Source organism: Escherichia sp. E2661 (genome assembly GCF_004745185.1).
In the GTDB taxonomy this organism is placed as follows: domain Bacteria; phylum Pseudomonadota; class Gammaproteobacteria; order Enterobacterales; family Enterobacteriaceae; genus Escherichia.
In genome coordinates, this window is the sequence record NZ_PDIG01000005.1 from 326,279 (window position 1) to 352,322 (window position 26,044).

18 protein-coding genes and 5 pseudogenes are annotated in these 26,044 nt (G+C 52.6%); 6 read left to right on the forward strand and 17 right to left on the reverse strand.

The window, feature by feature from the left end; genetic code table 11:
- Positions 1-68 precede the first annotated feature (68 nt).
- The 6 genes from pgpA to nrdR all read right to left on the reverse strand — a co-directional run bounded on the left by pgpA (position 69) and on the right by nrdR (position 4,173).
- Positions 69-584, reverse strand: a complete 516-nt coding sequence (gene pgpA, locus CRI63_RS04680; RefSeq protein ID WP_053883271.1) for a phosphatidylglycerophosphatase A — start codon at positions 582-584, stop codon at positions 69-71.
- Positions 562-1,539, reverse strand: a complete 978-nt coding sequence (gene thiL / locus CRI63_RS04685) for a thiamine-phosphate kinase (protein ID WP_135518653.1) — start codon at positions 1,537-1,539, stop codon at positions 562-564. Before thiL ends, pgpA begins: the two co-directional genes overlap by 23 nt.
- A 79-nt stretch (positions 1,540-1,618) precedes the next feature.
- Positions 1,619-2,038, reverse strand: coding sequence for a transcription antitermination factor NusB (nusB, locus tag CRI63_RS04690; RefSeq protein ID WP_000801121.1), 420 nt, complete (start codon positions 2,036-2,038; stop codon positions 1,619-1,621).
- A gap of 19 nt (positions 2,039-2,057) precedes the next feature.
- Positions 2,058-2,528: a 6,7-dimethyl-8-ribityllumazine synthase gene (gene ribE, locus CRI63_RS04695; protein WP_001021161.1), complete on the reverse strand. Its 471-nt coding sequence runs from the start codon at positions 2,526-2,528 to the stop codon at positions 2,058-2,060.
- An 88-nt stretch (positions 2,529-2,616) separates the two neighbouring features.
- The gene (gene ribD, locus CRI63_RS04700) at positions 2,617-3,720 is read right to left on the reverse strand and encodes a bifunctional diaminohydroxyphosphoribosylaminopyrimidine deaminase/5-amino-6-(5-phosphoribosylamino)uracil reductase RibD (RefSeq protein ID WP_130258536.1); all 1,104 of its coding nucleotides are present in this window, start codon (positions 3,718-3,720) and stop codon (positions 2,617-2,619) included.
- A gap of 3 nt (positions 3,721-3,723) precedes the next feature.
- Entirely contained in the window at positions 3,724-4,173 is a 450-nt protein-coding gene (gene nrdR / locus CRI63_RS04705) for a transcriptional regulator NrdR (protein WP_064527125.1), read from the reverse strand.
- 150 nt (positions 4,174-4,323) lie between these two features.
- On the opposite strand from nrdR, the gene CRI63_RS04710 reads away from it, so the two are divergent.
- Positions 4,324-4,866, forward strand: coding sequence for a DUF3251 domain-containing protein (locus CRI63_RS04710; protein ID WP_135518655.1), 543 nt, complete (start codon positions 4,324-4,326; stop codon positions 4,864-4,866).
- Positions 4,867-5,164: 298 nt separating this feature from the next.
- A complete protein-coding gene (tsx, locus tag CRI63_RS04715; protein WP_116836751.1) occupies positions 5,165-6,049 on the forward strand; it encodes a nucleoside-specific channel-forming protein Tsx in 885 nt (294 codons plus the stop codon).
- 176 nt (positions 6,050-6,225) lie between these two features.
- Here tsx and yajD read toward each other — a convergent pair whose 3' ends face one another.
- From yajD to queA, 6 genes and pseudogenes are all read right to left on the reverse strand, one after another.
- The gene (gene yajD, locus CRI63_RS04720; protein ID WP_000974823.1) at positions 6,226-6,573 is read right to left on the reverse strand and encodes an HNH nuclease YajD; all 348 of its coding nucleotides are present in this window, start codon (positions 6,571-6,573) and stop codon (positions 6,226-6,228) included.
- Positions 6,574-6,701: 128 nt separating this feature from the next.
- Positions 6,702-7,673, reverse strand: a complete 972-nt coding sequence (gene secF / locus CRI63_RS04725) for a protein translocase subunit SecF (RefSeq protein WP_130206230.1) — start codon at positions 7,671-7,673, stop codon at positions 6,702-6,704.
- Between the two features lie 10 nt (positions 7,674-7,683).
- A pseudogene (secD, locus tag CRI63_RS04730) lies at positions 7,684-9,530 on the reverse strand (protein translocase subunit SecD).
- A gap of 27 nt (positions 9,531-9,557) precedes the next feature.
- Positions 9,558-9,890, reverse strand: a complete 333-nt coding sequence (yajC, locus tag CRI63_RS04735; RefSeq protein ID WP_000007629.1) for a preprotein translocase subunit YajC — start codon at positions 9,888-9,890, stop codon at positions 9,558-9,560.
- 22 nt (positions 9,891-9,912) lie between these two features.
- A complete protein-coding gene (tgt, locus tag CRI63_RS04740; protein ID WP_000667317.1) occupies positions 9,913-11,040 on the reverse strand; it encodes a tRNA guanosine(34) transglycosylase Tgt in 1,128 nt (375 codons plus the stop codon).
- Between the two features lie 54 nt (positions 11,041-11,094).
- Complete coding sequence (gene queA / locus CRI63_RS04745) at positions 11,095-12,165, reverse strand: tRNA preQ1(34) S-adenosylmethionine ribosyltransferase-isomerase QueA (RefSeq protein WP_130206226.1); 1,071 nt, start codon at positions 12,163-12,165, stop codon at positions 11,095-11,097.
- A 92-nt stretch (positions 12,166-12,257) separates the two neighbouring features.
- Here queA and acpH point away from each other — a divergent pair, with 92 nt between their 5' ends.
- The gene (gene acpH, locus CRI63_RS04750) at positions 12,258-12,839 is read left to right on the forward strand and encodes an ACP phosphodiesterase (protein WP_135518657.1); all 582 of its coding nucleotides are present in this window, start codon (positions 12,258-12,260) and stop codon (positions 12,837-12,839) included.
- A 4-nt stretch (positions 12,840-12,843) separates the two neighbouring features.
- On the opposite strand, the pseudogene malZ reads toward acpH, so the two are convergent.
- From malZ to phoB, 5 genes and pseudogenes are all read right to left on the reverse strand, one after another.
- Positions 12,844-14,662, reverse strand: a pseudogene (malZ, locus tag CRI63_RS04755) (maltodextrin glucosidase).
- Between the two features lie 154 nt (positions 14,663-14,816).
- Positions 14,817-16,190, reverse strand: a complete 1,374-nt coding sequence (gene proY, locus CRI63_RS04760; protein WP_130223251.1) for a proline-specific permease ProY — start codon at positions 16,188-16,190, stop codon at positions 14,817-14,819.
- A gap of 75 nt (positions 16,191-16,265) precedes the next feature.
- A complete protein-coding gene (gene brnQ / locus CRI63_RS04765; RefSeq protein ID WP_130206217.1) occupies positions 16,266-17,585 on the reverse strand; it encodes a branched-chain amino acid transporter carrier protein BrnQ in 1,320 nt (439 codons plus the stop codon).
- A gap of 405 nt (positions 17,586-17,990) precedes the next feature.
- Positions 17,991-19,286 (reverse strand): annotated as a pseudogene (gene phoR, locus CRI63_RS04770) (phosphate regulon sensor histidine kinase PhoR).
- 57 nt (positions 19,287-19,343) lie between these two features.
- Positions 19,344-20,034: pseudogene (phoB, locus tag CRI63_RS04780) on the reverse strand (phosphate response regulator transcription factor PhoB).
- Between the two features lie 189 nt (positions 20,035-20,223).
- Here phoB and sbcD point away from each other — a divergent pair.
- The 3 genes and pseudogenes from sbcD (at position 20,224) to araJ (ending at position 25,877) form a co-directional block, all read left to right on the forward strand.
- On the forward strand, positions 20,224-21,426 hold the full coding sequence (sbcD, locus tag CRI63_RS04785) for an exonuclease subunit SbcD (protein WP_130223255.1): 1,203 nt from the start codon (positions 20,224-20,226) through the stop codon (positions 21,424-21,426).
- Positions 21,423-24,567 (forward strand): annotated as a pseudogene (gene sbcC, locus CRI63_RS04790) (exonuclease subunit SbcC). The gene sbcD and the pseudogene sbcC overlap by 4 nt, the downstream one beginning before the upstream one ends.
- A gap of 125 nt (positions 24,568-24,692) precedes the next feature.
- Positions 24,693-25,877 (forward strand): MFS transporter AraJ, encoded by a 1,185-nt coding sequence (araJ, locus tag CRI63_RS04795; RefSeq protein ID WP_135486617.1) that lies wholly within the window; start codon positions 24,693-24,695, stop codon positions 25,875-25,877.
- The last annotated feature ends 167 nt before the right edge of the window (positions 25,878-26,044 follow it).

The following is a 26,044-nucleotide window of genomic DNA, read 5'->3' on the forward strand; positions in this document are numbered from 1 at the left end:
AATGTCGGCCTGATAAGACGCGACGGCGCACAACCGCCGGATGCGGCGTGAACGCCTTATCCGGCCGACTATAGGATACCAATCGGCCAGTGATGACCGATAAAATACAGGATGCCTGCGGAAATCACCCCGGCGACAATATCGTCGATCATGATCCCCATGCCGCCATGCACATTGCGATCAAACCAGCGGATCGGCCACGGTTTCCACATATCCAGAATACGGAAAATCACAAACCCGGCGGCGACCCACTGCCAGTCATTGGTCGGCAGCGCCATGAGCGTGATCCACATGCCGATAAATTCGTCCCAGACGATACTACCGTGATCGTGCACGCCCATATCTTTCGCGGTCTGATGGCAAAGATAGACGCCGATACAGATCCCCAGCATGACTACCAGCGAATAAAGCTGCCAGGGTAAAAAGGTCATCAGATACCAGAACGGAATCGCCGCCAGCGATCCCATCGTGCCAGGAACAATCGGGCTTAATCCACTTCCGAATCCGACAGCAAGCAAATGCCACGGATTACTCATCTTCAGGCGACTTTTCGCGACATCTTTATGGCGTGGCAAAATGGTCATATCCTTTCCAGTCTAACGTGACAGGTTCGCCGTCACGAACAAAACAGAGTCCTTCTATATCGGCGGTCATTTGCCCGATACAGGTAAACGGTACGCCCAGATGTCCCAAAGCGACATCCAGCGCGCCACGGTTCAGTTCCGGCACAGTGAAACACAACTCGTAATCTTCGCCACCAGAGAGCGCCCAGCGCAGCGCCTGTTCCGGTTCAACGTGGCGAGAAAGTGCGTCAGAAAACGGCAGCAATGCCAGGTCAATGCGTGCGCCGCAGTCGCTGGCTTTCACGATATGCCCGAGATCGGAAATCAAACCGTCAGAGAGATCGATGGCTGAATTTGCCAGATCGCGCAATGCCTGCCCCTGTAAAATACGCGGCGACGGACGGAGGTGACGTTTGATCAAGTAGTCCGCATCTTTAGCATCGGCAACCTGCAAACGGTTTTGCAAAATCGCCAGCCCGGCGGCGCTATCGCCCGGCGTACCGGTCACATAAATCCAGTCACCCGGTTTCGCCCCAGAGCGCGTTAAGGCTCGTCCCATCGGAACAAAGCCGTGGATACCCAACGTCATTGATAATGGCCCACGCGTGGTATCGCCGCCAATGAGTTGCATATCGTAATAATCGAGGAGCTCAAACAAACTGTCGCTGAAGGACTCAAGCCACGATTCGTCTACGTCCGGTAAGGTTAATGCCAGCGTCAGCCAGGCCGGATCGGCGCCCATCGCTGCCAGATCGCTTAGGTTTACCGCCAGTGCTTTGTATGCCAGATCCGCAGGATCGATATCAAGGAGGAAATGGTTGCCCGCCACCAGCGTATCAGTGCTGATCGCCAGAGTCTGTTTCTCGGGGATATTGAGAAGTGCGCAATCGTCGCCAATGCCAAGTTCGACATCAAGACGAGAGCTTCTTACACGGTCAAAATAACGGGCAATCAGGGAGAACTCGCCACATGCCATACGTTATGCCTCAGCAGGTAAAAAAGAAAAAGGCCGGCGAGTGCGGAACTGTTTTTCCGTTACTCTGCCGGCCTGGATATCACTTTTTGTTAGGGCGAATCACAGGTGCTGCTTTATCCAGTACGCCATTGACGAACTTATGGCTGTCTTCTGCGCCGAACGATTTCGCCAGTTCGATCGCTTCGTTAATGGCCACTTTGTACGGCACATCGCTACGTTTAGACAGCTCGTACAGCGCAATGCGCAGTACCGCTTTTTCTACCTGGCCCAGCTCTTCCAGCAGGCGAGACAGATATGGCTTCATCAGTCCGTCGAGGTATGCGGTGTTAGTCGCCACCCCGGCCAGCAGCTCACGGAAGTACAGGATGTCAACGTCTTTTACATCCTGTTCAGCCAGGAACTGGTATTCAACATCAGCGATGTCGTTCTGGGACAACTGCCAGGAGTAGAGCGCCTGGACGGCACACTCACGAGCGCGGCGACGAGCAGCAGGTTTCACGGATTTCCCCTTACTAATTTCAGGCCTTGATGGCTTTCAATACATTAATCATTTCAAGCGCGGTCAGTGCAGCTTCTGCACCTTTGTTACCAGCTTTGGTGCCAGCACGTTCGATCGCTTGTTCAATGCTTTCAGTGGTCAGAACCCCAAAAGCAACCGGAATTTCGCTGTCCTGGGCAACATGCGCCAGGCCGTTGCTTGCACCACCAGCGACATATTCAAAGTGGGCAGTGCCACCACGAATAACCGTACCCAGCGCAATCACCGCGTCGTATTTACCGGTTTTAGCCAGTGCACCCGCCGCCAGCGGCAGCTCATAGGCACCAGGCACCCAAACAACGGTAATGTTTTCATCTTTTACCTGACCGATACGTTTCAGTGCGTCAATTGCACCTTCCAGCAGGCTGTCATTGATAAAGTTGTTGAAACGCGCAATGGTGATGGCGACGCGAGCGTCCGGGGTAGCAACGTTAGCTTCAATAATGTTCATTTTCTTCCTTCGGGTTCGAGTATGGCCCCGCAGGGGGGCGGATTTTAGCATAATATTTCGTGCGCTGCTTCCCTTTCGAGCCGGGAGATCATGCACCCACTAAATGCAGGCAAACATCCGGGCCTACATGACGTATCTCTTTGAATTTAAATTGGGGCGCGTCGGCTAATTTCTCAAGCCCCGGCAGCGTACATAATCCGCGGGCGTCGCTGCCTAATAGTTTAGGTGCGATATAGACAATCAGCTCATCGACTAAACCCGCCTGTAGCAATGCGCCAGCGAGCGTTGGCCCCGCTTCCACCCAGATGCTGTTAATCTGCTGTTTACCCAGTTGCATCATCAGTACAACCAGATCCAGATGACCTTTATGCTCTGGAATCAGCAAGGTACGCACCGTTTCCGGCCATTCACGAGAATCTTCCTGCGTACGCGCGAACCAGGTTTCCCCCGGCTGCTGCACAATGCGGTGTTCCGGCGTCACGCGATTTTGGCTATCAATCACAATACGTACCGGCTGACGGAGATTTTGTTGCGGATAGAGCGCCTGAGTTTGTTCATCCAGTTCAGACCAACGCACCGTTAAGGCTGGATCGTCCGCCAGCACCGTGGCGCTGCTGGTTAAAATAGCATGACTTTGCGCACGCAGACGCTGAACATCGCGTCGAGCCTGAGGTGAAGTGATCCACTGGCTTTCACCGCTGGCCATCGCAGTGCGACCATCTAGCGACGCGCCGAGTTTCAACTGTATATAAGGAAAGCCGGTGCGCATGCGCTTGAGGAAGCCTTTATTCAATTGCTCGGCTTCGCTCATCATCAGGCCGTGGCTGACGTCAATGCCAGCTTGTTGCAAACGGTAAAGTCCACGCCCAGCGACCTGCGGATTAGGGTCCTGCATCGCAGCCACCACGCGCGCCACGCCAGCAGCAATTAATGCGTCACAACACGGCGGCGTACGACCATGATGACTACAAGGTTCGAGTGTCACATACGCTGTTGCGCCTTTGGCTTTTTCACCTGCCATGCGCAACGCGTGTACCTCGGCATGCGGTTCGCCCGCGCGGTGATGGTAACCTTCACCGACAATTTCGCCATCTTTCACAATGACGCAACCGACATTCGGGTTAGGGTGAGTGGTGAAGCGCCCTCGTTGCGCCAGCTTTAGCGCCCGCGCCATGTATAACTCGTCCTGCACGGTTTAATCCTCCAGGCGCGCGATCTCTTCGCCAAATTCTTTGATATCTTCGAAACTGCGATAGACAGAGGCAAAACGGATATAGGCGACTTTGTCGAGCTTTTTCAATTGCTCCATCACCAGATTGCCAATCATTTTGCTCGGCACTTCGCGCTCACCGGTGGCGCGGAGTTGCGATTTAATATGGTTGATCGCCATTTCGACGTCATCGGAACTCACCGGACGTTTTTCCAGCGCCCGCAGCATTCCGCTACGCAATTTTTCTTCATTAAACGGTTCGCGCACGTCGTTGCTTTTCACGACACGCGGCATAACCAGTTCCGCCACTTCAAAAGTAGTGAAACGTTCATTACACACCAGACACTGCCGACGGCGGCGTACGGAAGAACCCTCGCTCACGAGACGAGAGTCAATTACCTTAGTGTCCACGGCGAAACAGAATGGGCAATGCATACGGCGTCCTGACCAGGTGGTTAATAGAAATCTATTTTACCCTGAACTGACGATACAACAAAGGCGCAACGCTTTTGAGATAAAGGATCGATGCTTTCACGGCTTTAAGCTTCTACCATTAGGCTAATTGTGACGAGAAAGGGACTACCTATGAACATTAAAGTATGTTTTCGACTACTCTTGCTGGGAAGCCTGTTCAGCCTGAGCGCCTGCGTACAGCAAAGCGAAGTACGCCAGATGAAACACAGCGTCAGCACGTTGAATAAAGAGATGACTCAGCTCAACAAAGAAACTGTCAAAATCACCCAGCAAAATACGCTGAACGCAAAATCCAGCAGTGGGGTTTACCTGTTACCTGGTGCAAATACACCGGCACGGCTGGAAAGCCAAATAGGCACTTTACGTATGTCGCTGGTGAATATTACGCCAAATGCAGATGGCACCACTCTGACGTTACGGATTCAGGGCGAGTCCAATGATCCTTTACCCGCTTTCAGCGGAACCGTTGAATATGGACAAATTCAGGGAACAATCGACAACTTTCAGGAAATCAATGTGCAGAATCAATTGATTAATGCACCTGCCAGCGTCCTCGCTCCGAGCGATGTTGATATTCCGTTACAGTTAAAGGGTATTTCTGTGGATCAGTTAGGTTTTGTACGTATACACGACATTCAACCTGTTGTGCAGTAAACGTATCGCGGGGCGTTTTGTGCGTCCCGCAACATCCTCCCCCCGTCATTTTGTTACTCCGCTTACATCACCCAGATTGATAGTAAAAGTTTGCAACAAGGGTGAAAGTCAGTACAATCCCCGCCCGAATATGTGTAAACGTGAACGCAATCGATTACGTAAATGATAGAACTGTGAAACGAAACATATTTTTGTGAGCAATGATTTTTATAATAGGCTCCTCTGTATAGGAAATATTTAGAAACGCAATTTGCGCCTTTTTCACTCCCGTAAGGGATTTTCAAACAGTGGCATACATATGAAAAAAACATTACTGGCAGCCGGTGCGGTACTGGCGCTCTCTTCGTCTTTTACTGTCAACGCAGCTGAAAACGATAAACCGCAGTACCTTTCCGACTGGTGGCACCAGAGCGTTAACGTAGTTGGTAGCTATCACACTCGTTTCGGACCGCAGATCCGTAACGATACTTACCTGGAGTATGAAGCATTCGCTAAAAAAGACTGGTTCGATTTCTATGGTTACGCGGATGCGCCGGTATTCTTCGGCGGTAACTCCGATGCCAAAGGTATCTGGAACCACGGTTCTCCGCTATTTATGGAAATCGAACCGCGTTTCTCCATCGATAAGCTGACCAATACTGACCTTAGCTTCGGTCCGTTCAAAGAGTGGTACTTCGCGAACAACTACATTTACGACATGGGCCGTAACAAAGATGGTCGCCAGAGCACCTGGTATATGGGTCTGGGTACTGACATCGACACTGGCCTGCCGATGAGCCTGTCCATGAACGTGTATGCGAAATACCAGTGGCAGAACTACGGCGCAGCGAACGAAAACGAGTGGGACGGTTACCGTTTCAAAATTAAATACTTTGTGCCGATTACCGATCTGTGGGGCGGTCAGTTAAGCTACATCGGTTTCACCAACTTCGACTGGGGTTCCGATTTGGGTGATGACAGCGGTAACGCAATCAACGGTATTAAGACGCGCAGCAATAACTCCATCGCTTCCAGCCATATTCTGGCGCTGAACTACGATCACTGGCACTACTCTGTCGTTGCACGTTACTGGCATGACGGTGGTCAGTGGAACGACGATGCAGAACTGAACTTCGGCAACGGCAACTTCAACGTTCGCTCTACCGGCTGGGGTGGTTACCTGGTGGTAGGTTACAACTTCTGATTATGAAAATGCCGGGATTTATTCCCGGCATTTCAGATTGTCGACAACGTGCGCTTTGTTCATGCCGGATGCGGCGTAAACGCCTTATCTGGTCTACAAAAGCACGTGAATTCAATACATTGCTGATATTACGTAGGCCTGATAAGCGTAGCGCATCAGGCAATTTTACGTTTTAATCACTTCTTCTTGTTCATCATCGCTTTCAGGTCAGCAAACGGGTTGTACTTCGCTTCACCGACATCTTTCTGCGCATCTTCCCCTGCGATAACGGTCGTACCATACTGATCCGCTTCGGTATATTTCGAATGCTCATGATCGTGGCAATAGAGACAAAGTAATTCCCAGTTACTGCCATCTTCCGGGTTATTGGTATGGTCGTGATCAATGTGGTGAACGGTAAGCTCACGCAGGTTGGAATAAACAAACTCGCGGGAGCAGCGACCGCAGACCCACGGATAGAGTTTTAATGCTTTTTCGCGATAGCCGCTTTCTAACCGCGCATAGTTTTTTGGGATGATAGCCATGAAAAGTTACCTGGATGAAATGTAGGGTTACGCGCAGTTTCCCAAGATGCGGGGATTTTCGCAATCTCCATACATCAAAAAAAATCCCGATCTTCTGACCGGGATTTTCAACATCAACGGGAACTTGATTAAGGCAGAATTGACGGCTGGTCCGCCCCTTCTTTTTCCACTTTCTGCTGCAGCATGTGTTCGCGCTTCATACCCAGTTTCAGGGCCAGCGCCGATGCTACATAGATGGAAGATGCAGTACCTATAGTCACACCAATCAGCATGGTCAGCGAGAAGCCTTCCAGCACCGGGCCACCAAAGAGATACAGCATCAGGATAACCATCAAGGTGGTACCGGATGTGATCAAGGTACGGTGCAGCGTCTGGGTCAAGGACACGTTAAAGATTTCGTAAGGCGTACCGCGACGGATCTTGCGGAAGTTTTCACGAATACGGTCCGATACCACGATACTGTCGTTAAGCGAGTAACCGATAACCGACATCAACGATGCCACAATGGTCAGGTCAATCTCGATATGGAATAACGACAAAATACCCAGCGTAATGATAACGTCGTGCGCCAGCGCAATAACCACCCCTGCCGCCAGTCGCCACTCAAAGCGGAAACCTACGTACACGAGGATAGACAGCAGCGCCGCCATCAGCGCCATCGCGCCGGTTTGCGCAAGGTCTGCCCCTACGCTCGGACCGACGAACTCAATACGCTTCACCGCCGCGTTCTGATTGGTAGCTTCGTTAATCACCTTCAGAACTTTGCTGCCCAGCACCTGACCACCGGTTTCTCCTTCAGCTGGCGGCATGCGGACCATGATGTCGTGGCTGCTACCGAAGTTTTGCAGCATCGGCTCTTCAAAGCCCGCTTTCTGCAATGCATCACGCATTACATCAATTTCAGCCGGTTTTTCGAGCGTAATTTCAATAACCGTACCACCGGTGAAATCCAGCCCCCAGTTAAAGCCACGCACGCCCATAATGACGATCGCGGCGATTAACAGTAGACCAGAGATGCCGAAAGCCCAGTAGTCCCAGCGCATAAAGTCGTAGACTTTACGGCCGTGGTTTAGTTGTTCAACAGTATATTCCTGTGCCACATCGCACTCCTCAGATTGACAGCTTCTTGACGCGCTTGCCGCCATATAGCAGGTTTACGATGGCACGCGTACCGACAATCGCGGTAAACATCGACGTCGCCACACCGATACCGGTAGTAATCGCGAACCCTTTAATTGCCCCGGTACCCACCGCGTACAGGATGATGACTTTAATCAGCGTGGTGATGTTCGCATCGAAGATGGAACTGAACGCGCCACGATAACCTTCATCAATTGCCTGCTGAACAGTACGCCCGTTGCTTAACTCTTCTTTAATACGTTCGTTGATCAGTACGTTAGCATCGACCGCTACCGCAAGGGTTAAGACGATACCCGCGATACCCGGCATACTCAGCGTTGCGCCTGGCAACAGCGACATAATGCCGACAATCAAGATCAAGTTCGCAATCAGAGCACTGGTCGCAATCAGACCAAACTTCTTATAGAAGAGGATCATGAACAGAATAGAAACCAGCAGGCCAGCCAGACACGCTTCCAGCCCCTGTTCAATGTTCTGCATACCCAGAGTCGGGCCAATGGTACGTTCTTCAACAATCTGAATCGGCGCGATCAACGCACCGGCACGCAGCAGCAGCGACAGCTGACGCGCTTCGTTCGGGTTGTTGATACCAGTGATACGGAAGCTGTTACCCAGACGAGACTGGATATTCGCGATGTTAATCACCTCTTCCTGTTTCACCAGAACCGCACGACCGTTAGCATCTTTCTTACCGCTGTCTTTGTACTCCACAAACAGGGTCGCCATCGGTTTGCCGATGTTGTCCTTAGTGAAGTTAGACATGATGTTGCCACCAGCGCTATCGAGCGAGATGTTAACCTGCGGCTGGTTGTATTCGTCCTGGCTGGAAGTGGAGTCGGTGATATGGTCACCGGTCAGAATTACGCGTTTGTACAGCACAACCGGCTGACCTTCGCGGGTCTGTTTCACTTCAGAGTCGCCCGGTACGCGGCCAGATGCAGCAGCGGCCTGGTCAACGTTGGTGTTTACCAGACGGAACTCCAGCGTCGCGGTCGCGCCAAGAATCTCTTTCGCGCGAGCGGTATCCTGAATACCTGGCAGCTCAACGACAATGCGGTCTGCGCCCTGACGTTGTACTACAGGCTCCGCCACACCAAGCTGGTTTACACGGTTACGCAGGATGTTAATGTTCTGCTGCACCGCATATTCACGCGCTTCACTGAGACGCGCATCGCTCATGACCGCACGCAGCTGGTTGCTACCCTGGCTGCTAATGACCAGATCAGGATGACGCTTGCTCAGATAGGCAATGGCTTCATCACGGGCGTTGCCATCGCGGAAAGTGATGCTCAGACCGTAATTATTTTCTTTACGAACAGTGGTATACGGGATGCCTTTTTCACGCAGATCGCTGCGCAGGCTATCGATATTTTGTTCCTGAAGTTTGCCAAGCGCAGTGTCCATATCCACTTCCATCAGGAAGTGAACGCCGCCACGCAAGTCAAGGCCGAGCTTCATCGGCTCAGCGTGAATAGCTGCCAGCCAGCGCGGCGTAGCGGGGCAAGGTTAAGCGCCACGACATATTTGTCACCCAGAATGCCCATTAATGCTTCACGAGCACGTAGCTGGGTGTCAGTGGAGTCGAAGCGCGCAAGAATAGCGCCCTCTTCCAGTGCCACAGACTTAGCAGTTATTTTTTCTTCTTGTAACGTTTTCTGGACCTGGATCAGCGTTTGCTCACTGGCGGCGACTCCGCGCGCGCCAGTGATCTGAACAGCCGGATCCTCACCAAACAGGTTGGGAAGCGCATACAGCAGACCGATGACAATCACCACGATCAGCATGACGTACTTCCACAAAGGATAACGGTTTAACACGGCAATTCCCTTAGGGAAAAATTTTAATTACAGCGCCTTCATGGTGCCTTTCGGCAGAACGGCGGCTACGAAGTCACGTTTAATAACTACTTCAGTGGTGTCATTCAGCGCGATAGCAATGTAGCCGTTTTCTGCTACTTTGGTTACGCGACCGACCAGGCCACCGTTCGTCAGCACTTCATCACCTTTCGCGATGGAGTCCATCAGCTTTTTGTGTTCTTTGGTGCGCTTCTGCTGTGGGCGCAGGATCATGAAATAGAAAATCAGACCGAATACCACCAGCATCAAAATCAAAGACATCGGGCTACCTTGTGCCGGAGCACCCGTTGCCGCTACCGCATCAGAAATAAAAAAGCTCATTAAATTTCCCTCATTATTAATATTAATCAACGTTCAAAGGTGGTACTTCTCGCCCCTGACGCTGGTAAAAATCAGCTACGAAGCTCTCTAATTTACCCTCTTCAATAGCCTTGCGTAAACCCGCCATCAAACGCTGGTAGTAACGAAGGTTATGAATGGTGTTGAGTCGCGCGCCTAATATTTCGTTGCAACGGTCGAGATGATGCAAGTAGGCACGTGAATAATTGCGACAGGTGTAGCAATCACACTCAGGATCGAGCGGGCCAGTGTCGCTCTTATACTTCGCATTGCGGATTTTCACCACGCCATCGGTCACGAACAGATGACCGTTACGCGCATTACGTGTTGGCATTACGCAATCAAACATATCGATACCGCGGCGCACGCCTTCAACCAGGTCTTCCGGTTTACCAACGCCCATCAGGTAACGTGGTTTGTCTGCCGGAATTTGCGGGCACACATGCTCCAGGATACGGTGCATATCTGCTTTCGGCTCACCCACTGCCAGACCGCCGACAGCGTAGCCATCAAAACCGATATCTACCAGACCTTTAACAGAGATATCACGTAAATCTTCGTAAACGCTGCCCTGAATGATACCAAAGAGCGCATTTTTGTTGCCGAGGCTGTCAAAACGCTCGCGGCTACGCTTCGCCCAACGCAGCGACATCTCCATAGAGCGCTTCGCGTAATCCCAGTCAGCAGGATACGGCGTACACTCGTCAAAAATCATGACGATGTCTGAGCCAAGATCGTATTGAATCTCCATCGATTTTTCGGGATCGAGGAAAATCGGGTCGCCGTTAATGGGGTTACGGAAGTGCACGCCCTGTTCGGTGATTTTACGGATATCGCCGAGACTGAAGACCTGGAAGCCGCCGGAGTCGGTAAGGATCGGGCCTTTCCACTGCATAAAATCGTGCAGATCGCCATGCAGTTTCATGATTTCCTGACCCGGGCGTAGCCACAGGTGGAAAGTGTTACCCAGAATAATTTGCGCGCCAGTGGCTTCAACTTCTTCCGGCGTCATCCCTTTTACGGTGCCGTAGGTGCCAACAGGCATAAAACAAGGCGTTTCCACTACGCCACGATCGAAGACCAGGCGGCCACGGCGTGCGCGACCGTCGGTGGTGTCCAGTTCAAATTTCATTTTTTCTCCACTACGTCAGAAAAACAGTCCAACGTTTAAACCAGCGCCGCGGAATTACTCCCCGACGCGCTCATTAATTGCCTGCGGATTGTACGTGATAAACATCGCATCACCGTAACTAAAAAAGCGATATTTCTCTTCTACTGCCGCTTTATAGGCGTTCATGGTGTGTTGATAACCGGCAAATGCGGAAACCAACATAATCAGCGTTGACTCCGGCAGATGGAAGTTAGTCACCAGCGCATCGACCACTTTGTACTGGAAGCCGGGATAGATAAAGATTTGTGTATCATCGAAAAACGGTTCAATCAGATCGTTTTTCGCCGCCTGGGCCGCGCTCTCAAGCGAGCGAACAGAGGTGGTGCCAACCGCAATCACCCGATTTCCACGCGCTTTCGCAGCCAGCACTGCGTCAACCACATCCTGCGGCACTTCTGCATATTCCGAGTGCATGATGTGGTCTTCAATGGTGTCGACGCGTACCGGCTGGAAGGTACCCGCCCCCACATGCAGAGTCACGAATGCCATCTCCACGCCTTTGGCGCGTAATTTTTCCAGCAGCGGTTCGTCAAAGTGCAGTCCGGCGGTCGGTGCTGCTACCGCGCCTGGTTTTTCGCTATAAACCGTTTGATAAAGTTCGCGGTCTGCATCTTCGTCCGGACGGTCGATGTACGGCGGCAGTGGCATATGGCCGATGCTGTTGAGAATATCCAGCACCGAGCGCTCATCGTTAAATTCGACTTCAAACAGCGCGCCGTGACGAGCGGTCATTGTTGCTTTGATGCTTTCATCATCGCCCAGCAGTAGCTCCGCGCCCGGTTTTGGCGCTTTCGAGGCGCGAATATGCGCGAGAATGCGTTTGTCGTCGAGCATCCGCTCAACCAGCACTTCAATTTTACCGCCGCTGGCTTTACGCCCAAACAGGCGCGCCGGGATCACGCGGGTATTGTTAAAAACCAGAAGATCGCCGGGGTTGAGCTTGTCGAGTAAATCGGTGAAAGTACCGTGCGTCAGCGCGCCCGTCGGCCCGTCCAGCGACAGTAAACGACAGCTACTGCGTTCAGGCATTGGATAGTGGGCAATCAGGGATTCGGGCAATTCAAAGGAGAAATCGGTAACGCGCATGACACTGACTCAGACTAAAATAAGAGGCGGGTAGTCTAGTGCCGGGGCGCTCTCCCTGCAACCTTTACCCCCCTTTGGATAGAATATAATCGATGAATTTTTTAGCTCACCTGCATTTAGCCCATCTCGCTGAAAGTTCGCTTTCCGGCAATTTACTGGCTGATTTTGTTCGCGGAAATCCTGACGAAAGTTTTCCGCCCGACGTGGTTGCAGGTATTCATATGCATCGGCGTATCGATGTGTTAACCGACAATCTGCCGGAAGTCCGCGAAGCGCGGGAGTGGTTTCGTAGTGAAACTCGCCGCGTTGCGCCTATTACGCTGGATGTGATGTGGGATCACTTTCTTTCCCGCCACTGGTCGCAGCTGTCGCCGGACTTTCCGCTACAGGAATTTGTCTGTTATGCCCGCGAACAAGTGATCACCATTCTGCCGGACTCACCGCCGCGCTTTATCAATCTGAATAACTACTTGTGGTCAGAGCAATGGCTGGTGCGCTATCGCGATATGGATTTCATCCAGAGCGTGTTAAACGGCATGGCAAGCCGTCGCCCACGTCTGGATGCTCTGCGTGACTCCTGGTACGATTTAGACACCCATTACGACGCCCTTGAAACCCGCTTCTGGCAATTTTATCCGCGGATGATGGAGCAGGCGTCACGCAAAGCGTTGTAGGGTATTAATTCATCCACACCGTGGCTGATATCGCGGGCAACGTCAGGATCTCATCTACCCGTTGTCCGTTCCCTTCTTTGCATTGCCATTGCGCGACATTAAGCAACGGCGATGCGGGTAGCACCACTTCACACGCTTCACCACGGTTGATTGCCACTAGCACACGCTGCTGATTGAGCACACGCACAAACACCACCACGTTATCTTCCGCATACAACACCTGACAGCCGCCACGACGCAATGCCAGGCTCTTCTTACGCAGCGCAATCATTCGCTGGTATAGCGCGAATAGCTCCGTATCTTGTTTTTCCGGGTCCCAGGGAAACGGTTTACGACAAAATGGATCGTTATTGCCGTCCAGCCCCACTTCATCGCCGTAATAAATACACGGCACACCAGGCCAGGTGAACAGCCAGACGACCGCCAGTGGCAGACGCGCAACATCCCGTCCGAGTAACGTTTTAAATCGCGCGGTATCGTGACTATCGAGCTGGTTAAACATACGCAGTTGCTGTTGATGAGAAAGCCCGGCACGGTAATTGTCCATCCAGGTCATACAGATTTGAGCGTCAATCTGCTGCGGATCGTAAGAGACATCGGTATTAGCGAGAAAGCCCCACAGCGGAAAAGTAAAGCCGCGATAGTTCATCGATGCATCTTCCACATCGGCCTGTAACCATTGCCGCGCATCGCCAAAATATTCACCGACAATGTACGCTTCTGGCTGGGTTTCTTTCGCCGCCTCAGTGATGCCGGCGACATGCTGCAAATTATTGCGCGCCCCGCCCGCTTCCCCCCAGCATATGCACCACATCCAGCCGCCAGCCGTCCATATTCCACGGCGCTTTCAGCCAGTGACGGACAATGCTGTCTTCACCGCGATAAATTTCATTCACCAGACTTTCCGACTGATAATCCAGTTTTGGCAGGCTGGCATAGCCCAGCCAATCGAGCGCCGTGCCGTCATCGCGAAACGAGTACCAGTCGCGCCAGGGCGATTCGGGGTTATGGCAAGCGCCGCCCGTCCCGCGATTGTGCCTGTCAAACCAGGCATGAGAATCGCCACTGTGGTTAAACACGCCGTCCAGCATCAGGCGCATTCCTTGCTGCTGCGTGTTGTGTCTCAAACGCAGCAACGCCCCGTCGCCGCCAAACTGCGGATCGACGTGGCGATAATCTTCGGTATCGTATTTATGCACGCTGGGTGCTTTAAACACCGGATTAAGATACAGCGCTGTCACCCCGAGTTTTTTCAGGTACGGCAGTTTTTCGCTTATCCCGTCCAGATCGCCGCCATAGAACGTTGATCCGCCCGCCTGTGCCGTGACCGGCTCATCCCAGTCACGCAATATGATTTCCCGCCCGGCGGCGTGATGATAATAGACATGATCCTGATCGGCATTACGAGGCAGACTCCGGGCAAAACGATCCGGGAAGATCTGATAAAAAATCTGATCCGCCGCCCATTGTGGTCCGATATCCGGCACATCGACGGCAAACTGTTCCAGCCGTGCTGGTGGTATTGGGCTGAAACCTTGCGGCGAAAACCAACGCTGGCGATCGTGCCACAACAATTTGAAACTGTAGCGCCGCCGTGGTTGCCCGGTGGCGAGAGAGAGCGCTCCCCGCCACGCCGTCACTCGAGGCTGCGGCTGGCTGCGCTGTTTATGCATCGGTATTGATGTTTCTTCGTTATCGTTTTCCACGCGCAACATAATGCGCTGTGGCGGCTCTTCGCCCGTCAGCCACAGTGTAATGAGTAGTTGATCTTTGCTTTGCTTAACAAACGGGGACACCGGCAGGTGCCATGCATTCAACATCATAATTCCCCTGCGATTAAAATGTGTTCACCTTGCCATAGCCTAATGCAGGATCAATCATCATCTGAAGGATATTTAGGGGATGAGGACGGGGGCGGATAATTTTCGGAATAGCCGGATCAGGTTTTGCTCCTGATCCGGCGACAAAAGGCAGGAATTAGTGGTTTTCTGCCAACTGGCGATCGTGGCGGCGTTTAAACATCCAGCCAATCAACAGCACCACAATCCACGCAAAACCAACGTACAGAGAGATACGCGTTTCAGGGTGATAACCGATCAGTCCGATGATAAAGACCAGGAAAACCAGCCCCGTGATGGTCGTTGCCACTCCGCCAGGAACTTTAAATTTCAGCGCTTTAACTTCTTCTGGCGGCAGGCGGCGACGGAAGGCAATCTGCGACAGCAGGATCATAATCCACACCCACACGGTAGCGAAGGTCGCCAGCGAGGCAATCACCAGGAAGACGTTTTCCGGCATGATGTAGTTCAGATACACAGCAAACAGCAGCGCGGTAGTCATGACCAGCACCGTGACCCACGGAATACCGCGACGCGACGTTTTGCTGAAAATTTTCGGCGCACTGCCCTGCTCTGCCATGCCGTGCAGCATACGGCCTACACCAAACACATCGCTGTTAATTGCCGACAGCGAAGCAGTCAGCACAACGAAGTTAAGAATGCTGGCGGCAAAGGTAATCCCCAAATGCTGGAACGTCAGCACGAACGGGCTACCAGCAGTACCTACCTGATTCCACGGATAGATAGACATAATGACGAACAGCGTACCAACATAGAACACCAGAATACGCATCGGCACTGAATTAATCGCGCGCGGAATAGACTTCTCCGGCTCTTTCGCTTCACCGGCGGTAATCCCGATAATTTCGATCCCACCGTAAGCAAACATCACCATTTGCAACGACATCACCATGCCAAGCCAGCCGTTACTGAAGAAGCCGCCGTTGCTCCACAGGTTATGGATACCGGTCGGTTGCCCGCCGTTGCCAATCCCCCAAATGATGATGCCGAAACCAGCAACGATCATGATGATAATGGTGGCGACTTTAAAGAATGAGAACCAGAACTCCAGCTCACCAAAGACTTTCACGCTCATCAGGTTAATGGCGCAGATAATCAGCACCACGCTCAACACCCATATCCAGTGCGGCACCGTCGGGAACCAGACGCCCATATAGATACCGAAAGCGGTGACATCGGCGATGGCGACAATAAGGATTTCAAAGCAGTAGGTCCAGCCGGTGATATAACCTGCCAGCGGGCCAAGGTTTTCCTGCGCATAACGCGAGAAAGAGCTGGCGGCCGGGTTATGTACCGACATTTCTCCCAGCGCACGCATAATGATATACGCCGCGACACCACCGATAATATAGGCCAACAACACGCTCGGTCCGGCCATTTTGATGGCGTCCGCCGAACCGTAAAACAACCCGGTGCCAATTGCTGAACCCAGTGCCATAAAGCGTATGTGTCGGGTACTTAGCCCACGCTTTAGCTTGTTCTTACTTTCCATCAATTCCTAACCCATCAACACAATAAAAAACCACGGGGCATCGCAGCCCCGTGGTTAAAACAAATTTACAGTGATTTAGTGGGCGCTGGAGGTCACCTGACGACCTGCTGCGCGATCCCAGATAATGGCCAGAACCACCATCACCACCGTTGGCATTAACCACGCCAGACCTTGTTCGGCCAGCGGTAAACGCTGCGCCCAGGACGGTAAAATATCGCTGAATGCAGATGCTTTGATCCCGTCGAGAATACCAAAAAGCAGGCTGATAAACATCGGCGGAGCAATCACGCGGGACGAATTATGCCACCATGAGCGTGTAAAACTTAATACAACCAGTGCGATACACGGCGGATAAATGGCAGTCAGCACCGGTACAGAGATCTGAATCAGCTGGCTCAAGCCCAGATTAGACACCACCATCGAGAAGCCGCCGAGGATAAACACCAGCGTACGGTATGAGAGCGGGATGTATTGGGCGAAGAATTCCGCACAAGCGCAGGTCAGACCAACCGCCGTGACCAGACAAGCGATGAAGATTAACGCCGCCAGCAGGAAGCTACCGCCGCCGCCAAAGGTGTGCTGAACGTAAGCATGCAGAATAGCGGCACCATTTGCGGATTGATCAACCAGCGACGCGCTGTCTGAACCCAGACGGAACAGCGCCAGGTACAGCAGAGTCAAACCAACGCCTGCCATCAGGCCAGCCCAGACGGTATAACGGGTCAGCAGACGCGCTTCGGTAACGCCGCGAGAACGCGCCGCATTGACAATAACGATACCAAACACCATCGCGCCCAGCGTATCCATCGTCAGATAGCCATTGACGAAGCCGTTAGAAAACGCAGCGTTTTGATAAGCCTCAGTCGCCGTGCTGATAGAACCCGCCGGCCAGACAATCGCGGCAACAGACAGGATGACCAGCGCGATAATTTTCAGCGGCGCAAGGAAGTTGCCCACGGTATCCAGCAGCTTGCCCGGATAGAGCGAAACCAGAATAACGATAGCGAAATAGACCAGGCTGTAGATAAACAGCGGCAGTGCGGAGTCACCCGTCAGCGGCGCAATGCCCACTTCAAAGGAGACAGTTGCCGTACGCGGTGTTGCAAACAGCGGCCCTACCGCCAGGTAGCAGACCGTTGCCAGCAGCACGCCTGCGACTTTACCGATTGGTGTGCTCAGACTGTCAACGCCGCCGCCAACTTTCGCCAGCGCCACTACCGTTAATACCGGCAGACCAACGGCAGTAATAAGGAAGCCGAATGCCGCAGTCCAGACGTGTTCGCCTGCCTGCAAGCCGACCATAGGAGGGAAAATAATGTTACCTGCGCCAACGAACAACGCAAATGTCATAAAGCCCAGAGCGATGATATCGCGCGATCTTAACTGATGGGTCATAAATCATACTGCCTGTGGATGTGGTGTTGTAACGTTAAATTTTGTGCCAATCCCTGGGGATGATACAGCGGTATATTTAAACAATTTTAGCGGGAAATACTCCCAACCAGGCGCGGCGAAGAATAGTTTTTCGATTTACCGCGTGAATGCAGTCAGTATGACAGCACCTGAAGCGCAATTTAAACGCTTATAACGTTTTAAAGCAAGGAGGGATCTAAAAACCAGAGGTATATAGCGATAAGAAATCACCAACCAGTATAAAACACTATTTCCGTGAAAAAGATATGGCTTATCATGCGAACAAAAAATCACCAGACATTGTAAAATTCAGCGCCCGTTTTTTGACTGCAAAGAAAAAAAGCCAGCATCGGCTGGCTTATGGCAACAAAAAATGACAAAGGTGGATTAATCGCTATTTTTGGCAATTAAACGTTCCGGCAGAACAAAACTGAAACGCGTACCTTTGCCCACCGTACTTTCAATATTGAGCCGACTTTCATGATGATTTACCGCATGCTTCACGATCGCTAACCCCAACCCGCTACCGCCTGTTTGTCGGGAACGCGCTTTATCAACGCGATAAAAACGCTCGGTCAGGCGCGGAATATGCTCCGGTGCGATGCCCGGTCCATTATCTTCAACACTAAATTCGGCACCGTGCGGTACTCGCTGCCAGCGTACGGTGATATGGGTACCTTCCGGCGTATGATTCACGGCGTTATAGACCAGATTCGAAATCGCACTGCGTAACTGGTCTTCGCTGCCAGACACTTTGAGGCCGTTATCAATCTCAAAGGTAAGTGTCTGTTTTTGCTGGCTCAGCGTCTGAGCTTCACGCTCAACGACGCGCAGCATCATCGGCACATCAACCATCTCATTCAGCAACTGCGTCGGCGCGGCTTCAATTTTCGACAAGGTCAGTAACTGCTTCACCAGCCTTCCATCCGCTGAGTCTGCTCGCGCATGGTGTGCAACGCTTTTTCACGTACAGCCCCCTCCAGTGGTTGCTCATCCATCATCTCCAGGTAGCCCTGTAACACGGTCAATGGCGTACGTAACTCATGGCTTACGTTGGCGAAAAAGTTGCGCCGCGCCCCTTCCAGTTGATGCATTTGCGTGACATCTCGCGCCACCATCAGCAGCTGTTTATGGGTATAAGGCATGACGCGAATTTCCAGATGCCGCCCGGTGTTGAGCACCAGATTGAGCGGGCGAGAAAAATCACGCGTTTTCAGATATTGCGTAAACTCCGGATAACGCAGCAGGTTAAGGATGTTCTGCCCGTTATCTTCTGGCCAGCGCAGACCTAGAATTTGTTGCGCCAGACCGTTACACCAGAAAATACCGCCCTCTTCCGTGGTCAGCACCACCGCGTCAGGCAGCGACTCCGCGCCGCTACGAAAGCGTTTGATAAGATTACCCAGCTCGCGGCGGCGTTTTTTTATTACGCAGTTGCATCTGGTGTAAACCGTACAGCAGCGGTTCCCAGCTACCACGCCCCGGTGGCGGTGTCATACTGCGATCCACCCACAGCCACCATGAAAGGCGCAATAAATTCCAGAAATGCCAGATAAGCAGTCCTGTTACCGATGCCAGCAAAAACCAGGGCAGGTAACCAAAAAATGCACCCAGGATGAAAGCCGGGAGGCAGCAAAGTAGCAGCTCCAGCACCAGCCTTTTCCACGACAGCCGTTCCAGCACGTAAGATACTCCAGTTAAGAAATCATAAGCCCTGCTCTGCGTCCGATGAGCAAGGCGTTAAAAGCGGGTTGAAAAACGATATCCTGTACCGCGCACGGTCTGCACCATGCGGTCATGCCCGCCGGGCTCCAGTGCTTTACGCAGGCGGCGAATGTGGACATCGACCGTGCGGTCTTCCACATATACGTTGGTTCCCCAGACGTGATTTAACAGTTGCTCGCGACTGTACACGCGCTCGGGATGCGTCATAAAAAAAGTGCAGCAGTTTAAATTCAGTTGGCCCCATCTCCAGCGGTTCTTCGCCCGCCATCACCCGGTGAGATGTCGGGTCGAGACTTAGCCCCTGCATCTCAATCACCTCTTCCACCGCCATCGGCGATATACGGCGCATTACCGCTTTGATTCGCGCCACCAGCTCCTTCGGCGAAAACGGCTTGGTGATATAGTCATCCGCACCGGTTTCAAGGCCGCGCACGCGATCTTCTTCTTCCCCTCTGGCGGTCAGCATCACTACCGGAATATCACGGGTCATCGACTCACGCTTGAGATGTTTGATGAACTGGATACCGGAGCCGCCGGGTAACATCCAGTCGAGGAGAATTAAATCCGGCCAGGGTTCATTCAGTTGGTTCACAGCACTGTCATAATCTTCCGCTTCGACCGGCTGGAAGCCATTTTGCTCGAGCACGAAGCAGACCATTTCGCGAATTGGAGCTTCATCTTCTACGACCAGAATACGTCTCGCCATGATTTGCCCTGTTGTAATAAATAGATTGCGATCATTAATGCGACGTCATTATGCGTCAGATTTATGACAGATTTATGAAAAGCTCGTCGCACATATCTTCAGGTTATTGATTTCTGTGGTGCAGAAAAAAGCAAATAGCGCACCTGTTTGGGTATAATCGCGCCCATGCTTTTTCGCCAGAGAATCGTTATGCGCATCCTTCACACTTCAGACTGGCATCTCGGCCAGAACTTCTACAGTAAAAGCCGCGAAGCTGAGCATCAGGCTTTTCTTGACTGGCTGCTGGAGACAGCACAAACCCATCAGGTGGATGCGATTATTGTTGCCGGTGATGTTTTCGATACCGGTTCGCCGCCCAGTTACGCCCGTACTTTATACAACCGTTTTGTTGTCAATTTACAACAAACGGGCTGTCATCTGGTGGTACTGGCAGGAAACCATGATTCGGTCGCCACGCTGAATGAATCGCGCGATATCATGGCGTTCCTCAATACTACCGTGGTCGCCAGCGCCGGACATGCGCCGCAAATCTTGCCTCATCGCGACGGGACGCCAGGCGCAGTGCTGTGCCCCATTCCTTTTTTACGCCCGCGTGACATTATTACCAGCCAGGCGGGGCTAAACGGTATTGAAAAACAGCAGCATTTGCTGGCGGCTATTACTGATTATTATCAACAACACTATGCCGATGCCTGCAAACTGCGCGGCGATCAGCCTCTGCCCATCATCGCCACGGGACATTTAACGACCGTGGGCGCCAGTAAAAGTGACGCCGTGCGTGACATCTATATTGGCACGCTGGACGCGTTTCCGGCACAAAACTTTCCGCCAGCCGACTACATCGCGCTCGGGCATATTCACCGCGCGCAGATTATTGGCGGCATGGAACATGTTCGCTATTGCGGCTCCCCCATTCCACTGAGTTTTGATGAATGCGGTAAGAGTAAATATGTCCATCTGGTGACATTTTCAAACGGCAAATTAGAGAGCGTGGAAAATCTGAACGTACCGGTAACGCAACCCATGGCGGTGCTGAAAGGCGATCTGGCGTCGATTACCGAACAGCTGGAACAGTGGCGCGATGTATCACAAGAGCCACCTGTCTGGCTGGATATCGAAATCACTACCGATGAGTATCTGCATGATATTCAGCGCAAAATCCAGGCATTAACCGAATCATTGCCTGTCGAAGTATTGCTGGTGCGCCGGAGTCGTGAACAGCGCGAGCGTGTGTTAGCCAGCCAACAGCGTGAAACCCTCAGCGAACTCAGCGTCGAAGAGGTGTTCAATCGCCGTCTGGCACTGGAAGAACTGGATGAATCGCAGCAGCAACGTCTACAGAATCTTTTCGCCACGACGTTGCAGACCCTCGCCGGAGAACACGAAGCATGAAAATTCTCAGCCTGCGCCTGAAAAACCTGAACTCATTAAAAGGCGAATGGAAGATTGATTTCACCCGCGAGCCGTTCGCCAGCAACGGGCTGTTTGCCATTACCGGCCCAACCGGTGCGGGGAAAACCACCCTGCTGGACGCCATTTGTCTGGCGCTGTATCACGAAACCCCGCGCCTCTCTAACGTTTCGCAATCACAAAATGATCTCATGACCCGCGATACCGCCGAATGTCTGGCGGAAGTGGAATTTGAAGTGAAAGGTGAAGCGTATCGCGCGTTCTGGAGCCAGAATCGGGCGCGTAACCAGCCGGACGGTAATTTGCAGGTGCCACGCGTAGAGCTGGCGCGCTGCGCAGACGGCAAAATTCTCGCCGACAAAGTGAAAGATAAGCTGGAACTGACGGCGACGTTAACCGGACTGGATTACGGGCGCTTCACCCGTTCGATGCTGCTTTCGCAGGGGCAATTTGCTGCCTTCCTCAATGCGAAACCGAAAGAACGCGCGGAATTGCTCGAGGAGTTAACCGGCACCGAAATCTACGGGCAAATCTCTGCGATGGTTTTTGAACAGCATAAATCGGCCCGCACAGAGCTGGAGAAGCTGCAAGCGCAGGCCAGCGGCGTCGCGTTATTAGCGCCAGAACAGCTGCAATCGCTGACAGAAAGTTTGCAGGTACTCACTGACGAAGAGAAACGGTTACTCACTGCGCAGCAGCAAGAACAACAATCGCTAAACTGGTTAACGCGTCTGGACGAATTGCAGCAAGAAGCCAGCCGCCGTCAGCAGGCATTGCAACAAGCGTTAGCCGAAGAAGAAAAAGCGCAACCGCAACTGGCGGCGCTCAGCCTGGCGCAACCGGCACGAAATCTTCGTCCGCACTGGGAACGCATCGCAGAACACAGCGCAGCGCTAACGCATACTCGCCAGCAGATTGAAGAAGTAAATACTCGCTTACAGAGCACAATGGCGCTTCGCGCGAGCATTCGCCACCACGCGGCGAAGCAGTCAGCAGAATTACAGCAGCAGCAACAAAGCCTGAATGCCTGGTTACAGGAACACGACCGCTTCCGTCAGTGGAACAACGAACTGGCGGGTTGGCGTGCGCAGTTCTCCCAACAAACCAGCGATCGTGGGCATCTGCGGCAATGGCAGCAACAGTTAACCCATGCTGAGCAAAAACTTAATGCGCTTGCGGCGATCACGTTGACGTTAACCGCCGATGAAGTTGCTAGCGCCCAGGCGCAACATGCTGAGCAACGCCCACTGCGTCAACGCCTGGTTGCGCTGCATGGGCAGATTGTTCCCCAACAAAAAACGTCTGGCGCAGTTACAGGTCGCTATCCAGAATGCCACTCTGGAACAGACGCAACGTAATGCCGCACTTAACGAAATGCGCCAGCGTTATAAAGAAAAGACGCAGCAACTTGCCGATGTGAAAACCATTTGCGAGCAGGAAGCGCGCATTAAAACGCTGGAAGCCCAGCGCGCGCAGTTACAGGCAGGTCAGCCTTGCCCACTTTGTGGTTCCACCAGCCACCCGGCGGTCGAGGCGTATCAGGCGCTGGAACCTGGCGTTAATCAGGCCCGGCTATTAACGCTGGAAAACGAAGTGAAAAAGCTCGGTGAAGAAGGCGCGGCGCTACGTGGGCAACTGGACGCCTTAACGAAGCAGCTTCAGCGCGATGAAAACGAAGCACAAAGCCTCCGACAAGATGAGCAAGCACTTACTCAACAATGGCAAGCCGTCACGGCCAGCCTCAATATCACCTTGCAGCCGCAGGACGATATTCAACCGTGGCTAGATGCACAAGATGAGTACGAACGCCAGCTGCGGTTACTCAGCCAACGGCATGAATTACAAGGGCAGATAGCCGCGCATAATCAGCAAATTATCCAGTATCAACAGCAAATTGAACAACGCCAGCAGCAACTCTTAACGGCATTGGCGGGTTATGCACTGACATTGCCACAGGAAGAGGAAGAAGAGAGCTGGTTGGCGACACGTCAGCAAGAAGCGCAGAGCTGGCAGCAACGCCAGAACGAATTAACCGCGCAGCAAAACCGTATTCAGCAGCTGACGCCGATTCTGGAAACGTTGCCGCAAAGTGATGAACTCCCGCACAGCGAAGAAACTGTGGCGCTGGAAAACTGGCGGCAAGTTCACGAACAATGCCTCGCGTTGCAAAGCCAGCAGCAAACGTTGCAGCAACAGGAGGTTCTGGCAGCGCAAAGTCTGCAAAAAGTTCAGGCGCAGTTTGACACCGCGCTACAGGACAGCATTTTTGACGATCAGCAGGCATTTCTTGCGGCGCTAATGGATGAGCAGACGCTAACGCAGCTGGAACAGCTGAAACAGAATCTGGAAAACCAGCGTCGTCAGGCGCAAGCGCTGGCCACTCAGACAGCTGAAACGCTGGCACAGCATCAGCAACACCGACCTGGCGGGCTGGATCTCACGGCGACGGTGGAACAGATTCAGCAAGAGTTAGCGCAAACTCACCAAAAGTTGCGTGAAAACACCACTCGCCAGGGGGAAATTCGCCAGCAGCTGAAGCAGGATGCAGACAACCGTCAGCAACAACAAACCTTAATGCAGCAAATTGCACAGACGACGCAGCAGGTTGAGGACTGGGGATACCTTAATTCGCTGATTGGCTCCAAAGAGGGCGATAAATTCCGTAAATTCGCTCAGGGGCTGACGCTGGACAATCTGGTCCATCTGGCTAACCAGCAACTTACCCGGCTGCACGGTCGCTATCTGTTACAGCGCAAAGCCAGCGAGGCGCTGGAAGTTGAGGTTGTTGATACCTGGCAGGCAGATGCGGTACGCGATACCCGTACGCTTTCCGGCGGAGAAAGTTTCCTCGTGAGCCTGGCACTGGCGCTGGCGCTTTCGGATCTGGTCAGCCATAAAACGCGTATTGACTCGCTGTTCCTCGATGAAGGTTTCGGCACGCTGGATAGCGAAACGCTGGATACCGCCCTTGACGCACTGGATGCCCTGAACGCCAGTGGTAAAACCATCGGGGTGATTAGCCACGTTGAAGCGATGAAAGAGCGTATTCCGGTGCAGATTAAAGTGAAGAAGATCAACGGACTGGGCTACAGTAAACTGGAAAGCGCGTTTGCGGTGAAATAACTATTCAGCAGGATAATGAATACAGAGGGGCGAATTATCTCTTGGCCTCGCTGGTCGTTATCCTGCAAGCTATCACTTTATTGGCTACGGTGATTCGTAGCTGCTCTGTTGGTTGTGATGGTGGTATGAAAAAAGTTATTTTATCTTTGGCACTCGGCACATTTGGCCTGGGGATGGCTGAATTTGGCATTATGGGGGTGCTCACGGAGCTGGCGCATAATGTGGGGATTTCGATTCCTGCCGCCGGGCATATGATTTCGTATTATGCGCTGGGGGTGGTAGTCGGTGCGCCGATAATCGCGCTTTTTTCCAGTCGCTACTCACTCAAACATATCTTGTTGTTTCTGGTGACGTTGTGCGTCATTGGCAACGCCATGTTCACGCTCTCTTCGTCTTACCTGATGCTCGCCATTGGTCGCCTGGTATCCGGCTTTCCGCATGGCGCATTTTTTGGCGTCGGAGCGATCGTGTTATCGAAAATTATCCAACCCGGCAAAGTCACCGCCGCCGTGGCGGGGATGGTTTCCGGGATGACAGTCGCCAATTTGCTGGGCATTCCGCTGGGGACGTATTTAAGTCAGGAATTTAGCTGGCGCTACACCTTTTTGTTGATCGCTGTTTTTAATATTGCGGTGATGGCATCGGTCTATTTTTGGGTGCCGGATATTCGCGACGAGGCGAAAGGAAAGCTGCGCGAACAATTTCACTTTTTACGCAGCCCTGCCCCGTGGTTAATTTTCGCCGCTACGATGTTTGGCAACGCAGGTGTGTTTGCCTGGTTCAGCTACGTAAAGCCATACATGATGTTTATTTCCGGTTTTTCGGAAACGGCGATGACCTTCATTATGATGCTGGTCGGACTGGGGATGGTGCTGGGGAATATGCTAAGTGGCCGGATTTCCGGACGTTACTCGCCGCTACGCATTGCGGCAGTGACTGACTTTATTATTGTGCTGGCACTGTTGATGCTCTTTTTCTTCGGCGGCATGAAAACAACGTCGCTTATTTTTGCTTTTATTTGTTGCGCGGGATTATTTGCCCTTTCAGCACCGCTGCAAATATTGTTACTGCAAAATGCCAAAGGCGGAGAGTTATTAGGTGCCGCAGGTGGGCAAATAGCGTTTAACCTCGGTAGCGCCGTGGGTGCTTATTGCGGCGGGATGATGCTGACGCTGGAGCTGGCATATAATTACGTGGCGTTGCCTGCTGCCCTGCTCTCGTTTGCTGCGATGTCCTCATTGCTGCTGTATGGTCGCTATAAGCGCCAGCAAGTAGCGGAGAGTCCGGTGCTGGCGAAACCACTGGGATAGGTTGCAGTCACGGTGCACGTTACTTGTTGCCGGATGCGGCGTGAACGCCTTATCCGGCCTACGGGCTGCTCATTTTGTAGGCCTGATAAGACGCGGCAAGCGTCGCATCAGGCATCTGAGCACGGTGCCGGATGCGGCGTGAACGCCTTATCCGGCCTACGGGCTGC

What these genes read in the sequence shown, in the direction of transcription:
- pgpA (WP_053883271.1), bottom strand. Translation starts at nt 584, where the DNA reads ATGACCATTTTGCCACGCCATAAAGATGTCGCGAAAAGTCGCCTGAAG.
- thiL (WP_135518653.1), bottom strand. Translation starts at nt 1,539, where the DNA reads ATGGCATGTGGCGAGTTCTCCCTGATTGCCCGTTATTTTGACCGTGTA.
- ribE (WP_001021161.1), bottom strand. Translation starts at nt 2,528, where the DNA reads ATGAACATTATTGAAGCTAACGTTGCTACCCCGGACGCTCGCGTCGCC.
- nrdR (WP_064527125.1), bottom strand. Translation starts at nt 4,173, where the DNA reads ATGCATTGCCCATTCTGTTTCGCCGTGGACACTAAGGTAATTGACTCT.
- CRI63_RS04710 (WP_135518655.1), top strand. Translation starts at nt 4,324, where the DNA reads ATGAACATTAAAGTATGTTTTCGACTACTCTTGCTGGGAAGCCTGTTC.
- tsx (WP_116836751.1), top strand. Translation starts at nt 5,165, where the DNA reads ATGAAAAAAACATTACTGGCAGCCGGTGCGGTACTGGCGCTCTCTTCG.
- yajD (WP_000974823.1), bottom strand. Translation starts at nt 6,573, where the DNA reads ATGGCTATCATCCCAAAAAACTATGCGCGGTTAGAAAGCGGCTATCGC.
- yajC (WP_000007629.1), bottom strand. Translation starts at nt 9,890, where the DNA reads ATGAGCTTTTTTATTTCTGATGCGGTAGCGGCAACGGGTGCTCCGGCA.
- tgt (WP_000667317.1), bottom strand. Translation starts at nt 11,040, where the DNA reads ATGAAATTTGAACTGGACACCACCGACGGTCGCGCACGCCGTGGCCGC.
- queA (WP_130206226.1), bottom strand. Translation starts at nt 12,165, where the DNA reads ATGCGCGTTACCGATTTCTCCTTTGAATTGCCCGAATCCCTGATTGCC.
- acpH (WP_135518657.1), top strand. Translation starts at nt 12,258, where the DNA reads ATGAATTTTTTAGCTCACCTGCATTTAGCCCATCTCGCTGAAAGTTCG.
- proY (WP_130223251.1), bottom strand. Translation starts at nt 16,190, where the DNA reads ATGGAAAGTAAGAACAAGCTAAAGCGTGGGCTAAGTACCCGACACATA.
- brnQ (WP_130206217.1), bottom strand. Translation starts at nt 17,585, where the DNA reads ATGACCCATCAGTTAAGATCGCGCGATATCATCGCTCTGGGCTTTATG.
- sbcD (WP_130223255.1), top strand. Translation starts at nt 20,224, where the DNA reads ATGCGCATCCTTCACACTTCAGACTGGCATCTCGGCCAGAACTTCTAC.
- araJ (WP_135486617.1), top strand. Translation starts at nt 24,693, where the DNA reads ATGAAAAAAGTTATTTTATCTTTGGCACTCGGCACATTTGGCCTGGGG.